The 15936-nt window shown below is 62.1% G+C and carries 10 protein-coding genes; 3 read left to right on the top strand and 7 right to left on the bottom strand.

The window, feature by feature from the left end:
- Nucleotides 1–242: 242 nt before the first annotated feature.
- Nucleotides 243–1265 carry a 2-keto-3-deoxygluconate permease gene (locus tag ACTQZF_RS03785; protein ID WP_427719609.1) on the top strand — a complete coding sequence of 341 codons (1023 nt, stop codon included), beginning with the start codon at nucleotides 243–245 and terminating at the stop codon, nucleotides 1263–1265.
- Between the two features lie 150 nt (nucleotides 1266–1415).
- A complete protein-coding gene (locus ACTQZF_RS03780) occupies nucleotides 1416–2567 on the top strand; it encodes a diguanylate cyclase domain-containing protein (RefSeq protein WP_441554585.1) in 1152 nt (383 codons plus the stop codon).
- A gap of 55 nt (nucleotides 2568–2622) precedes the next feature.
- Here ACTQZF_RS03780 and ACTQZF_RS03775 read toward each other — a convergent pair whose 3' ends face one another.
- The 5 genes from ACTQZF_RS03775 to ACTQZF_RS03755 all read right to left on the bottom strand — a co-directional run bounded on the left by ACTQZF_RS03775 (nucleotide 2623) and on the right by ACTQZF_RS03755 (nucleotide 11310).
- Nucleotides 2623–3858 (bottom strand): phenylacetate--CoA ligase family protein, encoded by a 1236-nt coding sequence (locus ACTQZF_RS03775; RefSeq protein ID WP_427719611.1) that lies wholly within the window; start codon nucleotides 3856–3858, stop codon nucleotides 2623–2625.
- A gap of 15 nt (nucleotides 3859–3873) precedes the next feature.
- Complete coding sequence (locus ACTQZF_RS03770; protein ID WP_441554584.1) at nucleotides 3874–4482, bottom strand: 2-oxoacid:acceptor oxidoreductase family protein; 609 nt, start codon at nucleotides 4480–4482, stop codon at nucleotides 3874–3876.
- Nucleotides 4482–6392 (bottom strand): indolepyruvate ferredoxin oxidoreductase subunit alpha, encoded by a 1911-nt coding sequence (gene iorA / locus ACTQZF_RS03765; protein WP_441554583.1) that lies wholly within the window; start codon nucleotides 6390–6392, stop codon nucleotides 4482–4484. The genes ACTQZF_RS03770 and iorA overlap by 1 nt, the downstream gene beginning before the upstream one ends.
- Before the next feature lie 135 nt (nucleotides 6393–6527).
- Nucleotides 6528–7463, bottom strand: coding sequence for a DMT family transporter (locus tag ACTQZF_RS03760; protein ID WP_441554582.1), 936 nt, complete (start codon nucleotides 7461–7463; stop codon nucleotides 6528–6530).
- A 100-nt stretch (nucleotides 7464–7563) separates the two neighbouring features.
- The gene (locus ACTQZF_RS03755; protein WP_427747911.1) at nucleotides 7564–11310 is read right to left on the bottom strand and encodes a phosphoribosylformylglycinamidine synthase; all 3747 of its coding nucleotides are present in this window, start codon (nucleotides 11308–11310) and stop codon (nucleotides 7564–7566) included.
- Nucleotides 11311–11494: 184 nt separating this feature from the next.
- Between ACTQZF_RS03755 and ACTQZF_RS03750 the strand changes: the two genes are divergently transcribed.
- Nucleotides 11495–13057 carry a cation:proton antiporter domain-containing protein gene (locus ACTQZF_RS03750; protein ID WP_441554581.1) on the top strand — a complete coding sequence of 521 codons (1563 nt, stop codon included), beginning with the start codon at nucleotides 11495–11497 and terminating at the stop codon, nucleotides 13055–13057.
- A 408-nt stretch (nucleotides 13058–13465) separates the two neighbouring features.
- Here ACTQZF_RS03750 and ACTQZF_RS03745 read toward each other — a convergent pair whose 3' ends face one another.
- Together ACTQZF_RS03745 and ACTQZF_RS03740 are read right to left on the bottom strand one after the other, a co-directional pair.
- Nucleotides 13466–14215, bottom strand: a complete 750-nt coding sequence (locus ACTQZF_RS03745; RefSeq protein WP_441033393.1) for an SDR family NAD(P)-dependent oxidoreductase — start codon at nucleotides 14213–14215, stop codon at nucleotides 13466–13468.
- 214 nt (nucleotides 14216–14429) lie between these two features.
- Nucleotides 14430–15773, bottom strand: coding sequence for a homoserine dehydrogenase (locus ACTQZF_RS03740; RefSeq protein ID WP_441017283.1), 1344 nt, complete (start codon nucleotides 15771–15773; stop codon nucleotides 14430–14432).
- Nucleotides 15774–15936 lie beyond the last annotated feature (163 nt).

Here is a 15936-nt window from a genome sequence, read left to right as displayed (position 1 = left end):
AGCGGCTGTCGGCGTCGTTGCGGTGGCAATCAAGACAAAGTCGATGTTGTGGTGCTGCGTCTCGGGTATCGGGCTCTATATCGTTTTGAGCCTCGTATAGGAGTGGGGTGCGTTTACCGTCCGGGCCCAACGAATCGGATTTCTCACCGAGCCGGTCTGCTTCTTCTGGTACCATGGTCAAACTTTACTGTAGCAAAGCATGACGTGGGCTTTTGTTCTGCGTCGGCGGAAATGGGGGTTTCATGGCACAGGAAGCGATCGCCAACGAGCAAAAGAAATTCAAAGTACCGCGCATTCCGGGTGACATCATGATCTACCCGATGATCGTCGGCCTTTTGCTCAATACCTTCTGCCCGCAGGTCTTCGAGATCGGCGGCTTCTTTACCGCCGCCTGCCGCGGCGGTTCCAATACCATCGTCGCCGCGATCCTGTTGTTTGTGGGCGCCGGCATCAGCTTTAAGTCCACGCCGGGTGCCATCAAGACCGGCATCGTCGTACTGATTCCTAAGCTTGTGGTGGCAGCCGTGCTGGGCTTGAGCGTTGCGTATTTCTTTAACGACAACTTTTTGGGCCTGAGCTCGGTTTCCATCATCGGCGGCATTACGTTTTGCAACATGGCGCTCTACACGGGCATCATGGGCGAGTTTGGCGACGAGTCCGAGCAGGGCGCCGTGGGCATCCTGTTCTTCACGGCGGGCCCTGCGGTTACCATGATCATTCTTGGTGTCTCTGGTCTTGCCAACATTCCCGTTGGCACCATCATCGGTTCCATTCTGCCGCTCGTGATTGGCATGGTTTTGGGCAACCTCTTCCCGTTCATCAAGAACCTGCTGGTTCCCGGCACCAATCCTGCGATCGCCGTCATCGGATTTCAGCTCGGTGCGTCTATGAGCCTGTCGAGCTTTATCACCGGCGGCATTTCCGGCATCTTGCTGGGCCTTGTCACGTTGTTTGTCGTCGGTCCCATCACCTTTGCGTTCGAGCGCCTGTGCGGCGGTAACGGCAAAGCCGCCGTGGCTTGTTCCACTATCGCCGGCACGGCTATGACCACGCCGGTTGCTCTTGCCGAGGTCGCGCCGCGCTATGCCGAGCTTGCGCCCGCCGCATACGCTCAGATCGCCACCGCCGTCATCATCACGGCAATCATGGCTCCGATTCTGACCGGTTGGGTCGATAAGAAGTTCTACCAGGGCAAGGAAGACCTGTCGCCCGCCGGTGTCGAGGCCATCGAGGAAGCCGTCGCGGCCGACATCGATGGCGAGTAGCCATCGGCGCCCATCAATGATGCTGGCGTGCAACTCGCGCCGTGAGAGCGCCCGGGCGCTCTGGTGTTATTCCCTCATTCCCCTCTGGATTGGGGGAGTTATGGTGATGCGTGCGGCTCGGAGAAGCGCTGTCGGTTTGATGGCGGGGAGATGGGCCTGGTGGTTAAGGCGCTCAAGATTGAGATATTCCTGCTAAGCATGATTGTTCTTATCGGGCTTGCCGTGCGGAGTCGTCGCTCCTTGTTCTCGAGCACCCAGCAGCTATTGTTTAGCACGCTTGGCTACACCTCTGCCGCGTACATATTATTCGATATGATCTGGGTGCTATTGGATGGTGTGGACGACACGTTGGGCATTGCTGTCAACTGGATTTCCAACGCGGTTTCGTTTTCGCTCTTTGCCATCGTGTGTCTCATTTGGTTTATCTATTCCGAGACGGTGCAGGGTTCTCGCCTTTTGGCCTCGCGCTATAGGGTGGTGCTTGTAGCGTCGCCTACGGTTCTGGTGGTCGTGCTGGCGTTTACCAGTTACTGGACGCACGCCCTGTTCTATATCGATTCGCAGGGCGTGTATAGTCGCGGCTCTGCTTATATGATCCAGCCCATTGTCAGCTACTGCTACGTTATACATACGTCCCTACATGCGTTTGTGCAATCTCGCAGGGTCGAGAGCCTGCAGACGAAGACCATCTATCGAACCTTGGCATTTTTCGCCATTCCGGCCCTGGTGGGCGGTACCTTTCAGGTCGTATACTCGGTGCCCGGCCTTTGTGTCGGCATAATGATTAGCATATTGTTGCTCTACATTGTCTTCCAGGAGCAGCTCATCTCGACCGACCCGTTGACTGGCCTCAACAATCGCAACCGTTTTGAGACCTATATACTGTCGCTCTTCTCAAATGTGGATCAGGCCGAAGACGTGTATCTGCTTATGATGGACGCCGACGGCTTTAAGCAGATTAACGATCGCTATGGACATGTGGAGGGCGACCATGCTCTTCAGGTCATATCCGCTGCACTCAAAGAAGTCTGCTCGGCGTCTGGTAGCTTTATCGCGCGTTATGGCGGCGATGAGTTCGTGGTGCTTCAAAAGGCGATGGCGGAGCAGGATATCTTGCATCTGTGCGCGGCAATCAACGACGAGCTCGCGCGCGCCGAGGTTCCGTATCTGTTGCGGATGTCCATCGGCTACGCACGGGTTGGTGATGGCGTCGATACCTGGCAAGACTTGCTCCGTGCTGCCGACGCGGAGCTCTACCGCGTAAAGCGCGAGAAGAAGAAAGCCGGCGTCCAGATACGCTAAAAAAGGGGCGCACGACCGTTGCGATGGTCGTGCGCCCCTTCTGCGCTTTCGGGGACTAGTATCGGCTGTCGAAGATGCGCCTCGTCTTTTTCTCGGAGCGGGGTAGCTCACCGAGCGGTACGGCGGTCGCCTTGGGCGTGCAGCCGATCTTGGCCTTAAAGACGGCAGCCACTTCGCGCTCGCATGCATCGCGCTCGGCGCCCGTCAGCTCGCTTTCGAACAGTAGCTCGAGTACATCGCGACCGTTGACGGCCTCGATCATTACCTGGTACTCCGAGCTCGCTCCGTCGACGAACTTAAGAACTTCCTCGATCTGCGCGGGAAACATATTGCAACCCTTGACCTTGATCATATCGTCGGTGCGCCCGACCAGGGTGTCGATGCGCGGGTGGTCAAGGCCACAGGCGCATGTGCCGGGGATGATGCGTGTCAGGTCGTGCGTGCGGTAGCGGATAAGCGGTGCGCCTTGCTTGCGCAGGGTTGTAAGAACCAGCTCGCCCACTTCGCCGTCAGGAAGGACCTTGCCGGTCTTGGCGTCGACGATCTCGCAGTACACGTAATCGGACCAGATATGCATGCCGTCGTGCTCGCGGCACGAGATACCGATGCCCGGACCGTAAATCTCGGTGAGACCGTAGATGTCAAAGATCTCGATGCCCAGCTCGTTTTGGATGCGCTTGCGCATCTTTTCGCCCCAACGCTCCGAGCCGATGACGCCGCGGGTTAGGTGGAGCTTGTCGCGCAGACCGCGTTTGGTGATTTCCTCGGCCAGCAACAGGGCATAGCTCGAGGTTGCCGTGATGACGGTCGAGCCTAGGTCCTGCATCATCTTGAGCTGCTTTTCGGTGTTGCCGGGACCCATGGGAATGGCCATGGCGCCTAGGCGTTCGCATCCCAGCTGAAAGCCGATACCCGCCGTCCACAGTCCGTAGCCCGGGGTAATCTGGATGCGGTCCTGCGCGGTGATGCCGGCCGTGCGATAGCAGCGGGCGAACATATCGGCCCAGTCGTCCACGTCCTGTTTGGTGTAGGGGATGATCACGGGCGTGCCGGTGGTTCCGGATGAGCTGTGGATGCGAACGACTTCTTCGTCTGGTACGGCCTGGATGCCAAGCGGGTACGCCTCGCGAAGGTCCGCCTTCTCGGAAAAGGGCAGCTGCTCAAATTCTTCTTGTGTGGAAATGTTTGCGATGTCAATGCCGTCGAACTTTTTGGCATAAAACGGCGAGCGGTCTTTAAGGGTCTGGAACTGCTTGGTAATAAGCTCAAGCTGCGCGGGCTGCATCTTCATGGTTTTGTCCTTGCGTTAACGGGAGGCGAATGCGGAGATGGCGGCAACGGCCACATCAATGGCGCGGTCATTGAGTGCGACAAATTGGGAGCGCACGCTGGCGTGCATGGCTGCGCGAAGTTCCTCGACGGTGAACCCCAGGTCGCTTATGGCGACGGCGCTTGCCAGCAGCGCGACGTTGAGCGCTTTGGGCGAGCCGATCTGCTTAATGAGTGCGGTGTCGTCGACCAGCAGGCAATTGGGGACAGTCTGCCGCAGGTATTCTAGGAAAGGCTTGGAGCTATAGGCGTCACGCGAGAGCGCCGCCGTTACGGGTTGCACGCTACTCGTAGCACTTACCAAGGCGCCGCCGGGACGTAGATAGCCCAGGCAGCGCACGGCCTCGGCGGGCTCAAATGCAATGATGAGGTCGGCCTCGCCGTGGGCGATAAGCGGCGCGTCGATGCGGGGCTCGTCCTGATTTGCCAGTCGGACATGCGATACGACGGAGCCGCCGCGCTGGGCCATGCCAATGGTCTCGGCGGTGCGCACCCGCCAATTTCGGGTTTCGGCTGCCTGCGCGAGCAACTTGGCGGCAAGGACGGTGCCCTGGCCGCCCACACCGGTAATCATGATGTTGAGCATTAGGCCTCGCCTCCCTTCGCGGCCTCTGCGTTTGGACCGATGGCTCCAAACTTGCAGACCTGCGTGCACAGGCCGCAGCCGTTGCAAAGGGTCGGGTTAACGCGTGCACGTCGTTGCTCGGCGTCCCAAGAGATAGCGGGGCAGCCGATCTGCGTGATGCAGCGTTTGCAGCCTGTACAGCGGCTCTCGTCGACGCAAAGCGCGGGTTTGGGCTTGCTCAGCGTAATGCAGAGGCCCTCACAGATGAGCGCCGAGGGGCCTTCGTGCGTAATGGCGCGTTGGGCGGCTTCGGTTGTCTGGGCTAGGTCAAACGGGTTGGCATGTTCGATGCAGGTGACGCCCAAGGCGTGCAGCACGGCCTCGATTTTGATGGGCTGGGACTTGGTACCATCCAAACGCAGGCCGGTGCCTGGATGAGGCTGGCCGCCCGTCATGGCGGTGGTGGCGTTATCCAGCACTATGACAGTGATGTCGTGGCCGTTGTAGACGGCGTTGGCGATGCCGGTCATGGCACTGGCAAAGAACGTGGAGTCGCCCACAAAAGCGATTTGCTTTCGCGCGGGTTCGGCAATACCTAGGCCCTGGGCCATAGTGATGCCGGCCCCCATGCACAGGCAGGTGTCGACGGCATCGAGCGGGGCGGCGTTGCCCAACGTGTAACAGCCGATATCGCCCGAAAGGACGGCGTCGGTAGCGCCTATCGCTTTGAGTGCCTGCTTGACGGCGTAAAAGCTGCCACGGTGCGGGCATCCGGGACAAAGTACCGGTGGGCGCACGGGGAGCGCGGGCGGCTTGGGAAGCGAAGCGTCGGCGCGTGGGGTAACAGCCTGGGCGGGGATGCCAAGGAACGCCGCCAGGCGCTCAACCAGATCGTCGACGGTGTTCTCGCCGCGACCGGGCATGGTGCCGTTGAGCTTGCCGTGCACGGTATATGCCGCGTGCGTACGGCCCGCTAGACGCAGCATCTCGTCCTCAAGGACAAAGTCGAGCTCTTCGACGACGAGAATTTGACCCAACCCTTCGGCAAAGCGCTCGGCAGCTGCAGTGGGGAAGGGATAGGGAAGGCCGACCTGCATCAAGCGATAGGGCGGCACGGCGATGTCTGCCGCGGCGGCGCGACGCTCGATAATCGCCAGCGCCTCGCACGTGTATGCATACGAGACGCCACCGGCCATAATACCCAGGCGCGGCGTGGCATCGCCATGGTTTTCGATGGGGTTAAACGCGTCTGCGGCCTTGCCGCTGGAGTAGGCGTCTGCAATCTGCAGCAGGCGCTCGTTAACCTCGCCATGGGCGGCAAACGAACGGCGCGGGAAGATAACCCATTTGGGATCCTTCTCAAAGGTGCCAGCGGGATGTGCGACGGTATGCTCGGGTACCTCCAAATAGGTTGAGGCGTGACATACGCGGGTGGTGGGGCGCACGATAACGGGCGTATGGTAGCGCTCCGAGATTTCAAATGCCTCTTGCATCATCGCGTAACCCTGCTCCAGATTTTGCGGATCGAGCACGGGGATCTTCGCAAATGCGGCAAAGCGGCGCGTATCCTGCTCGGTTTGAGAGGAGATGGGGCCGGGATCATCGGCAACAAACAGCACCAGGCCGCCCTTGATGCCCACGTAGTTGAGGCTCATGAGCGGGTCGGAGGCAACGTTTAGTCCAACTTGTTTGCAGGTAAAAAGGCAGCGCGCTCCTGCATACGATGCACCTGCCAGCACCTCGAGCGCGGCTTTTTCGTTGGTCGACCACTCGACGTGGACACCCTCGGCACTACCTTGGGCCTTGAGTTTGGCAACTGTCTCGACAAGTTCCGTCGACGGCGTGCCCGGGTAACCGGCGACCACGCGAACGCCCGCCGCAAGCGCGGCATACGCAAAGGCCTGGTTTCCCATAACCAGTTTCTTATGCATCTGTATCTCCTCGATGTCGCCGGCGCGTTACGGCAAGACGGCGTCTGTCGCCGCGACTCGGTACGAAATCAACGAGATACAGTGTACTCTATTAAGCTAAAGTGAGAGCTGCCCTTTTCAAAACGGGGTGGTTTGTTAGGCCTTTTTAGGTTTGTTGACAATGATGATGCCACTGCAGACCAAGAGCAGGGCCACAATTACGGTAACGGGACTCGTGCCAGCGCCCTCTCCGAGCAACAACGCGCTCAACAGCACGCCAAAGACCGGGTTCATAAAGCCAAAGACCGAAACGCGGCTAACGGGGTTGACGGCGAGTAGGCGGGACCACAGCGAGTACGCGACGGCGGAAATGAGCGCCATATAAATGATGAGCGCGATGGCGGGGGCGATTTCGGTGGGGAATAGCGCGCCGCCCATCAAAAACCCGATGGCGGTAAGGATCAAACCGCCGACTAAAAACTGCCAGCCGGCGAGCAAGACGCCGTCATGCTCGCGCGAGAAGATGCCAATGAGGCAGGTCGACAGGGCGCCCGCAATAGTGGAAGCCAAGATAAATCCCTCGCCGTCGAGTGTAAAGCCAAAGGTGCCGTCCGCACCCGAAAGGTTGACGAATGCGACGCCGGCAAAGCCCAGTACGCAGCCGAGCACCTTGGTCGCATCGAGCTTTTCGGTGCGAAACGCCAGAGCGGCAAAGAGGATGGCGAGGAAGTTGGCGCTGGCCTCGATGATGGAACTCGACATGGCGCTGGCGCGCGAGAGTCCCAGGTAGAAAAAGAAGTACTGCCCGATAGTCTGGAAGAGCGACAGGATGCAGATGGGCTTAATGTCGCGAGCCTGTGGAACGAGTGGGCAGCGCTGGGCCGCGCTCATCCCAACGATAACCAGGGCCCCGGCAAGCGTGAAGCGCAAGCCCGCAAAGAGCAGCTGCGAGGCGCTATCGTGCGCGGGGATGCCAAAGAGCTCATAGCCGATCTTGATGCAGGGGAAAGCCGACCCCCAGAGTGCGCAGCAGACGAGGCAGCCCAGGATGAGTCCGGGCAGGGTGGCGAGATACGGCTTGCGGCTTTCCATGATGTCCTTCCTGTATGCGCGAAGTAAAAAAGAACCCGCCACCGGGTGTGCCGGTGGCGGGTGTTGTTACCCGAGGGGATTGTACCCGATGGGAACGTATTTAAGCGAAGTAGGCTACGCCGCTCTCAAAGATCGGCATGAACTTATCGCCGGGGACATGCTCGGGCACGTTGCGATACAGGTTGTCGCCGCGACGCTCGGCATGGCCCATCTTGCCCAGGACGCGGCCGTCGGGGCTCGTGATGCCCTCGATGGCGAGCGCGGAGCCGTTGGGGTTGACGGAGAGATCCATGCTGGGCTTGCCATCCTCGCCCACGTACTGCGTGGCGACCTGGCCGTTGGCGATCAGCTGGGCGAGCACTTCATCGTTGGCGACAAAGCGGCCCTCGCCGTGGCTGATGGCGACGGTGTAGGGGTCGTCCAGACTGCACTGCGACAGCCACGGGGACAGGTTGGACGAGATGCGGGTGCGCACCAGACGGCTCTGATGGCGACCGATGGTGTTGAACGTCAGCGTGGGCGCATCGGGCGTGGCGTCGACGATGTCGCCGTAGGGCACCAGGCCGAGCTTGATCAGGGCCTGGAAGCCGTTGCAGATGCCCAGCATCAGGCCGTCGCGGGCCTTGAGCAGGTCGCGGACTGCCTCGGTGACCTCGGGAGCGCGGAAGAACGCCGTGATGAACTTGGCGGAGCCGTCGGGCTCGTCGCCGCCCGAGAAGCCGCCGGGAATCATGACGATCTGGCTTGCACGGATGCGGCGGGCGAGCTCGTGGGTGCTCTCGGCGACGGCCTCGGGCGTGAGGTTGTTGATCACGAAGGTGTCGGCCTCGGCGCCGGCGGCGCGGAAGGCGCGGGCGCTATCGTACTCGCAGTTGTTGCCGGGGAACACTGGGATGATCACGCGCGGGCGGGCGATCTTGGCGCCGCCGTACACGTGGATATCCTTGGCGCGGAAGTCGATGGCCTCGACCTCGGGGGTCTCGCCGGCGCTGCGGTAGGCGAAGACGCCTTCGATACCGCTCTCCCAGGCCTCCTGGAGCTCGGCGAGCTCGATGACTTCGGAGCCGGTGTCGATGACATAGCCCTCGACGGTGGTACCCAGGGGCTCGACGACAACGCCGTCGGCGACCTCGGGCAGCTCGGCGTCCTCGGCGAGCTCGACGATAAAGCTGCCGTAGAGCGGGGTGAAGAGGCTCTCCACGTCCACATCTTCGGCAAGCTCGATACCGATCTGGTTGCCGACGCACATCTTAAAGAGGCTCTCGGCGCCGCAGCCGTAGCCGGGCGTGGAGACGGCCAGGGCGTCGCCGGTAGCGGTGAGCGCCTCGACGGCGTCAAACGCGGCGAGCAGCTGCTGGGCATCGGGGCGGTAGTCCTCGCCGTAGGTGGCGGGGGCGATGCGAACGACGCGGTGCGTGAGGCCCTTAAACTCGGGGGAGACGGCGCGGGCGGCACGGCCCACGGCGACAGCGAAGCTGATCAGGGTCGGCGGAACGTTGAGCTCGCCGGCCTCGTCCTCAAACGAGCCGCTCATGGAATCCTTGCCGCCGATGGCGCCGGCACCCAGGTCGACCTGGGCCATAAGGGCGCCCAGGACGGCTGCCATGGGCTTGCCCCAACGTTCGGGCTCGGTGCGCAGGCGCTCAAAGTACTCCTGGAAGGAGAGGTAGGCGCGCTTGTGCTCAAAGCCGGCGGCAACGAGCTTGGCGATGGACTCGACCACGGACAGGTAGGCGCCTGCAAACTGGTCGGCCTCCATCAGGTAGGGGTTGAAGCCCCATGCCATAGCGCTCGCCGTGGTGGTCTCGCCGTCCACGGGGAACTTGGCGACCATGGCAGAGCTCGGGGTGAGCTGCGTCTTGCCGCCAAAGGGCATGAGCACGGTAGCGGCACCGATGGTGGAGTCGAAGCGCTCGGAAAGGCCCTTGTTGGAGGCGACGTTGAGATCGGTGACAAGCGAGGTCATGCGCTCGGCAAGCGTGGTGCCGGCCCAGCTGGGTTGCCACACGCTGCGGGCACACACGTGGGCGACCTGGTGCTTGGGTGCGCCGTTGGAGTTGAGGAACTCGCGGGACAGATCGACGATGGCGACGCCGTTCCAGGCCATACGCATGCGCGGCTCGGCGGTAACCTCGGCGATGACGGTCGCCTCCAGGTTCTCCTCGGCGGCATAACCCATGAACTCCTCGACGTCACCGTCGGCGACGGCGCAGGCCATGCGCTCCTGGGACTCGGAGATAGCGAGCTCGGTTCCGTCCAGGCCGTCGTACTTCTTGGTCACGGTGTCCAGGTCGACATACAGGCCGTCGGCAAGCTCGCCCACGGCGACCGAGACGCCGCCGGCGCCAAAGTCGTTGCAGCGCTTGATCAGGCGGCAGGCGTCGCCGCGGCGGAACAGACGCTGCAGCTTGCGCTCGACCGGGGCGTTGCCCTTCTGGACCTCGGCACCCGAGGTTTCGATGGAATCGGTGTTCTGGGTCTTGGAGGAGCCGGTGGCGCCGCCGATGCCGTCACGGCCGGTGCGGCCGCCCAGCAGGATGATCTTGTCGGTGGGGGCGGGGCACTCGCGACGCACGTGGTTTGCCGGGGTGGCGCCCACGACGGCGCCGACCTCCATGCGCTTGGCCACGTAGCCGGGGTGATAGAGTTCGTTGACCTGACCGGTGGCAAGGCCGATCTGGTTGCCGTAGCTGGAGTAGCCGGCGGCAGCGGTGGTCACGAGCTTGCGCTGCGGCAGCTTGCCCTCGAGCGTCTCGGAGACCGGGACGGTGGGGTCGCCGGCGCCGGTGACGCGCATGGCCTGGTACACATAGCTGCGGCCAGAGAGCGGGTCGCGGATGGCGCCGCCCACGCAGGTGGCGGCACCGCCGAAGGGCTCGATCTCGGTCGGGTGGTTGTGGGTCTCGTTCTTAAACAGGAACAGCCAGTCCTGGTCCTCGCCGTCGACATCGACCTTCACCTTGACGGTGCAGGCGTTGATCTCCTCGGACTCGTCGACATCGGTCATGACGCCGGTCTTCTTAAGGTACTTGGCACCGATGGTGCCCATGTCCATGAGGCAGACGGGCTTGGCGTCGCGACCGAGCTCGTGGCGCATCTCCATATAGCGGTCGAAGGCCTGCTGTACCACGGCGTCATCGATTGTCACGTCGTCCAGGACGGTACCGAAGGTGGTGTGGCGGCAGTGGTCGGACCAATAGGTGTCGATCACGCGGATCTCGGTGATGGTGGGGTCGCGGTCCTCATCGCGGAAGTACTGCTGGCAGAAGGCGATGTCCGCCTCGTCCATGGCAAGGCCGCGCTCGGAGATAAAGGCGGCAAGGCCGGCCTCGTCGAGTTCGCGGAAGCCGTCGAGCACCTCGACGGGCTGGGGCTCGGGGGTCTCCATGTACAGCGTCTCGGGTAGGTCGAGCGAGGCGATGCGGGCCTCGACGGGATTCACCACGTAGTGCTTGATCGCCTCGATGGCGGCTTCGTCCAGAGCGCCCGAGATCATATAGACCTTGGCGGAGCGCACGGCGGGGCGCTCGCCCTGGCTGATGAGCTGCACGCACTCGCTGGCGGAGTCGGCGCGCTGGTCAAACTGGCCAGGCAGGAATTCGACGGCAAAGACGGCGCCATCGCTTGCGGGGAGTTCGTCGTAGGTCACATCGACCTGGGGCTCGCTAAAGACGGTCGGCACGCAGGAGCGGAAAAGCTCCTCGTCGATGCCCTCGACGTCGTAGCGGTTGATGATCCTCAGGGCCTCGATGCCCTTGATGCCGAGAATTTCGGTCAGCTCGCCCTTGAGCTGCTGAGCCTCGACGTCGAACCCGGGTTTCTTCTCCACGTAAATACGAGAGACCATTGGTTCCTGCCTTCCTGATCGGTTGGGCGTACGGTGCGGTATGCGGCAGCGGTCGGTTTGCGGGACAAGCCTCGCGGTCGCCTTGAGCCACATGTTTGTAAACGTCACTATGATACGACAGCTCATGGCGTATTGAGGACGGCGAGGGTGCTACAGTGAAGCGCAAACAAGAGAAAGGCATCACATGGCATTCGTTTCGCTCGCCATCATCGCGCTTGTGGCCTTCGCAAGCCCCTTTATCGCATCGGCGATTCCCGGAAAGCCCGTTCCCGAGACGGTTTTTTTGCTCGTGTTCGGCGCGGTGCTGGGACCTCACATGCTCGGCGTCATCCATGTAGATGCCGAGGTATCGCTTGTGTCCGAGCTCGGTCTGGCCTTTTTGTTTCTGCTTGCCGGCTTTGAGATCGACCCCAAGAACATCACGGGCGTCGAGGGACGCTACGGTATGGCGACGTGGGTCGTCACGTTTGGCATCGCCTGGCTTGCCGTGCGCTTTACCCCGTGGTTCTCGGTCAGCCATTTCGACGGTATCGCCGTGACGCTGGCGCTCACTTCGACGGCGCTCGGCACGCTCGTGCCCATCATGCGTGAGCGTTCGCTGACCGGCACGCGCGTGGGCGACTCCATCCTTGCCTATGGCACGTGGGGAGAGCTCGGTCCCGTGCTCGCCATGTCGGTGCTGCTCTCCGCTCGTACAGGTATCCAGACGCTCGTGATCCTTGGCTTGTTTGCACTGGTCTGTGTGCTGTTGGCCGTGGTTCCGAGCCGCTCCAAGCGCGTCGGCAGCCACTTCTTTGCGTTTGTCGAGGAACGGGCCGACACGACGTCGCAGACGTTCGTGCGCCTGACGGTGCTCATCCTGGTCACACTCGTGGCATTTTCCGCCATCTTTGACCTCGACATCGTGTTGGGCTCTTTTGCCGCCGGCTTTGTCCTGCGCTATATCATCCCCGAGGGCAACCATACGCTCGAGACCAAGCTCGATGGCCTGGCCTATGGCTTTTTGATTCCGGTGTTCTTTACCGTGTCGGGCGCAAAGATTGACCTGACGGCCGTGGCGTCGCGCCCGGGTCTGCTCGTGGGCTTTATCGCGGCGTTGCTGATCATTCGCGCCGTGCCGATCCTTGTCTCTATGAGCATTTGTCCCGCGACACGTGACGTTTCGGCGTATGGCCGCATTACCGTGGCTCTGTACTGCACCACGGCCCTGCCGATCATCGTTGCCGTGACGAGTGTGGCCGTCAACGCAGGCGCTCTGTCGCAAGACGTCGCCTCGGTTATGGTAGCCGCCGGTGCCATCACGGTGTTCTTGATGCCGCTGCTCGCGCAGCTCTTCTATCGCGTGGTCGATGCCGCGCCGGCCACTGCCGTGGCAGAGGTCGCCGAGCACCCTGCCGACGCACTCGATATCCTGCGCGCTCACCACGACCTAGCGAGCTTGCTCGCGCGCGAGCATGAGCTGCTGACTTCGCATGGCCATGGTCGCGTATTCGAGGGCCTGCCTACGCTCGATACGATTGCCGAGCGTCTTTCCGCCGAGGCGGCAAGCGGCCACATCGATGCCCGTATCGTGGACGCCGCTCATTTGCTGGCTGAGAAGACCTATGGCGACGAGATCGACCCGTCCAAGCTGACTCCGCGTGAGCGCCGCCGCCTGGAGCGCGCCAAGCTCGCCGTGCGCGAATACCGCCGCCGCATGCTGGAGCTCTACGCGCGCGATGAAGCCCAGGACGACGACGGCAAATAACGAGATGCTTCCCTAGGGGAAGCCGCGTCCCGCTTTAAAGACCCGAAACGGGACGCAGTTTCCGCATCGGCCCCCATCGGGAAGTCACATCCCAGAATGGACGCCCGGAGTGGGATGCGGTTTCCGCTTTGGACTCCTGCAGGAAAGCGCGTCCCAGTCTGAAGGTTCAAAATGGGACGCGCTTTCCGAATCAAAGGCCTTGCGGAAAGCGCGTCCCAGAATTGGCGTTCAAAACGGGGCGCATTTTCCGAAACATGGCCCTGAGGGAAGCTGTGTCCCGTTCTGAGCTGAAATACCGGGACGCTGTTTCCCTTACAAACAGAAGAAGGCGCGCTACCTGCGGTTGATGCAGGCAGCGCGCCTTTTGCGTTGGGCCTCGTTGAGGTTCGAAGTCGTGGCTTGCGACCTTTAGGAGCGGGCGGCTCCGTCGACGGGGAGCACGGCGCCCGTGACGTAGGAGGACATGTCGCTCGCCAGGAAAACAAAGGCGTTGGCGACATCCTCGGGCTCGCCCATGCGACCCAGCGGAATGGTGGCGATGATGGGCTTGATGACCTCTTCGGGCAGGTTGGCGACCATATCGGTCTTGGTTACGCCGGGTGCGACGGCATTGACGCGAATGCCCATGGGGGCGAGCTCGCGCGAGAGCGACTGGACCATGCCGTTGACGGCAAACTTGGACGTGGGGTAACCGACACCGGAGGGCTGACCGTACTTGGCGACCATCGAGCTCGTGGTGGTGATGGTGCCGCCGTGGCCGGCCTCGGTCATAATCTTGGCGGCTGCCTGGTGACCGTTAAAGACGGCGACGACGTTGAGGTCCATGACCTTTGCAAACTCCTCGGCCGTGTAGTCCAAAAGCGGCGAGCGCTGGGAGATGCCGGCGTTGTTGACGACCGTGTCCAAGCCGCCCATGTCGGTTGCAGCCTGGGTAAAAGCCTCGGTCACGGCCTCGAGTGAGGTGAGGTCGCAGGAGCGGCCCCAGACCTTGGCGTCGGGATAGGCGGCCGCCAGCTTCTCAACGGCCGCGTCGGCAGTCTCCTGGCGCGAGCCAAAGACGGTGACTGCGGCACCCTCTTCGATAAAACGGCAGGCGATGGCATAGCCGATACCGCGCGTGCCTCCGGTGACGATTGCTTTCTTGCCCTCGAGCAACATAGTGCTTCCTCTCATCGCGGGCGGACATTCTCAGCACAGCGTAGCGGTAGCCGGAATCGACCGCGTTTGCATATCGGTGAACGGTGGCGCGCGTTACCGATGAGCGGCTCGCGCAAATGTGCTCTGCCGTTGTGCTTAGGGCAGGAGGCAAAAGGGCTCCCGTCCCACATCGGACGGGAGCCCTCAAAGCGCGTATTGCTAGGCGAGCGTTGGGTTAGTTGGCCATGACGCCTTCGGTCCAGGCCTCGACGTTCTCGATGCGCAGGACGTTGGCGACCTCGGCCACGCAGTCGACGCTGGCAAGCTCGGCCGCGGCAGCCTGGACGTCCTTCTCGAGCGCGCGGTGCGTCAGGAAGATGACCGAGCAGGCATCGCTGACGCCCGACTTGCCGTCCTCGACCTGGTTGATGAGTGAGATCGAGATGTTGTGCTTGGCAAAGATATCGACGGTCTCGGACAGGGCACCCACGCGGTCGGCGACCTTCAGGCGCACATAATACTTGGTCTGGAGTTCGTCCATGGGCTTAAAGGCGAGGTTGTGGCCATAGGGCTCAATCTCGGGCAGCGGAGCCACGCCGCGGCTGATCTGCTCGGAGAGCGACAGGATATCGCCCACGACGGCGCTCGCGGTGGGGAAGGAGCCTGCGCCGGCACCGTAGAACATGGTCTCGCCCACGGCGTCGCCTACCACGTAGACGGCGTTCATGGCGCCGTTGACCTTGGCAAGCATGTGGTCGGCGGGGATCAGCGTGGGATGCACGCGGACGTCGACGCCGGCGTCGGTGTTGCGGGCGATGCCGAGCAGCTTAATGGTGTAGCCGAGCTCACGGGCCTGGGCGATGTCCTCGGCGCCGATGGTACGGATACCCTGCTGGTACACATCATCGGTGGTCACGCGGGTGCCAAAGCCGATGGAGGCGAGGATCGCCGTCTTGCTGGCGGCGTCGAAGCCGTCGACGTCGGCGGACGGGTCGGCCTCGGCATAGCCCTTGGCCTGCGCGTCGGCAAGCACGTCGGCGTAATCGGCGCCCTCGGCGTCCATGCGCGACAGGATATAGTTGGTGGTACCGTTGAGAATGCCGGCGATGGTCAGGATCTTGTTGCCCACCAGGTCGTGCTCGAGCGTGCTCACGATGGGGATGCCGCCGCCGCAGCTGGCCTCGCACTTAATCTGCACGCCGCACGCGCGCGCCTTCTCGGCGAGCGTCTCGACATGACGGCCCAACAGGGCCTTGTTGGCAGAGACGACGTGCTTGCCGTTCTCAAAGGCGGTGGTGAAGATCTCGGTCGCGGGATGCTCGCCGCCGATCAGCTCGACGACGATATCGACGGCTGGGTCGGTAACGACGTCATGCCAGTCACTCGTAAAGGCCTCGCGCTCAATACCGGCTGCCTCGGCCTGCTCCCAGGCAAGCGCGCAGGCGCGGGTCAGCTTAAGGTCGATGCCGTAGGCGGCCAGGTACTCATCGTGGTGGCTCTTGATCAGACGGGCCACGCCGCCGCCGACGGTTCCCAGACCGATCAGACCGACGTTCACGGTGCGCAGGGGTTCGCTCATAGATAGCTCCTTCGTGCATCTTATAGATTGATTGATCAAGTAATGTTGAGTGCATTCTAGCGTGAACCGAGAGCGCGTGCTCGCCAGGCAACAGGAGTCGCACAAAACGGCACCCCCGAAACGCTGCGGAAACATTGGAAACATGCTCGCTACAAACGGAACT

This window comes from Collinsella sp. LCP19S3_H3, assembly GCF_052119145.1.
In the GTDB taxonomy this organism is placed as follows: Bacteria; Actinomycetota; Coriobacteriia; order Coriobacteriales; family Coriobacteriaceae; genus Collinsella.
Note: the sequence above shows the minus strand (reverse complement) of the source record. Positions and strands in the feature narration are given on the sequence as shown.

Coding starts and splice junctions, on each gene's coding strand:
- ACTQZF_RS03760 (WP_441554582.1), bottom strand. CDS start 7,463: ATGGAAAGCCGCAAGCCGTATCTCGCCACCCTGCCCGGACTCATCCTG.
- ACTQZF_RS03775 (WP_427719611.1), bottom strand. CDS start 3,858: ATGAAGATGCAGCCCGCGCAGCTTGAGCTTATTACCAAGCAGTTCCAG.
- ACTQZF_RS03780 (WP_441554585.1), top strand. CDS start 1,416: ATGGGCCTGGTGGTTAAGGCGCTCAAGATTGAGATATTCCTGCTAAGC.
- ACTQZF_RS03755 (WP_427747911.1), bottom strand. CDS start 11,310: ATGGTCTCTCGTATTTACGTGGAGAAGAAACCCGGGTTCGACGTCGAG.
- ACTQZF_RS03740 (WP_441017283.1), bottom strand. CDS start 15,773: ATGAGCGAACCCCTGCGCACCGTGAACGTCGGTCTGATCGGTCTGGGA.
- ACTQZF_RS03750 (WP_441554581.1), top strand. CDS start 11,495: ATGGCATTCGTTTCGCTCGCCATCATCGCGCTTGTGGCCTTCGCAAGC.
- ACTQZF_RS03745 (WP_441033393.1), bottom strand. CDS start 14,215: ATGTTGCTCGAGGGCAAGAAAGCAATCGTCACCGGAGGCACGCGCGGT.
- ACTQZF_RS03770 (WP_441554584.1), bottom strand. CDS start 4,482: ATGCTCAACATCATGATTACCGGTGTGGGCGGCCAGGGCACCGTCCTT.
- iorA (WP_441554583.1), bottom strand. CDS start 6,392: ATGCATAAGAAACTGGTTATGGGAAACCAGGCCTTTGCGTATGCCGCG.
- ACTQZF_RS03785 (WP_427719609.1), top strand. CDS start 243: ATGGCACAGGAAGCGATCGCCAACGAGCAAAAGAAATTCAAAGTACCG.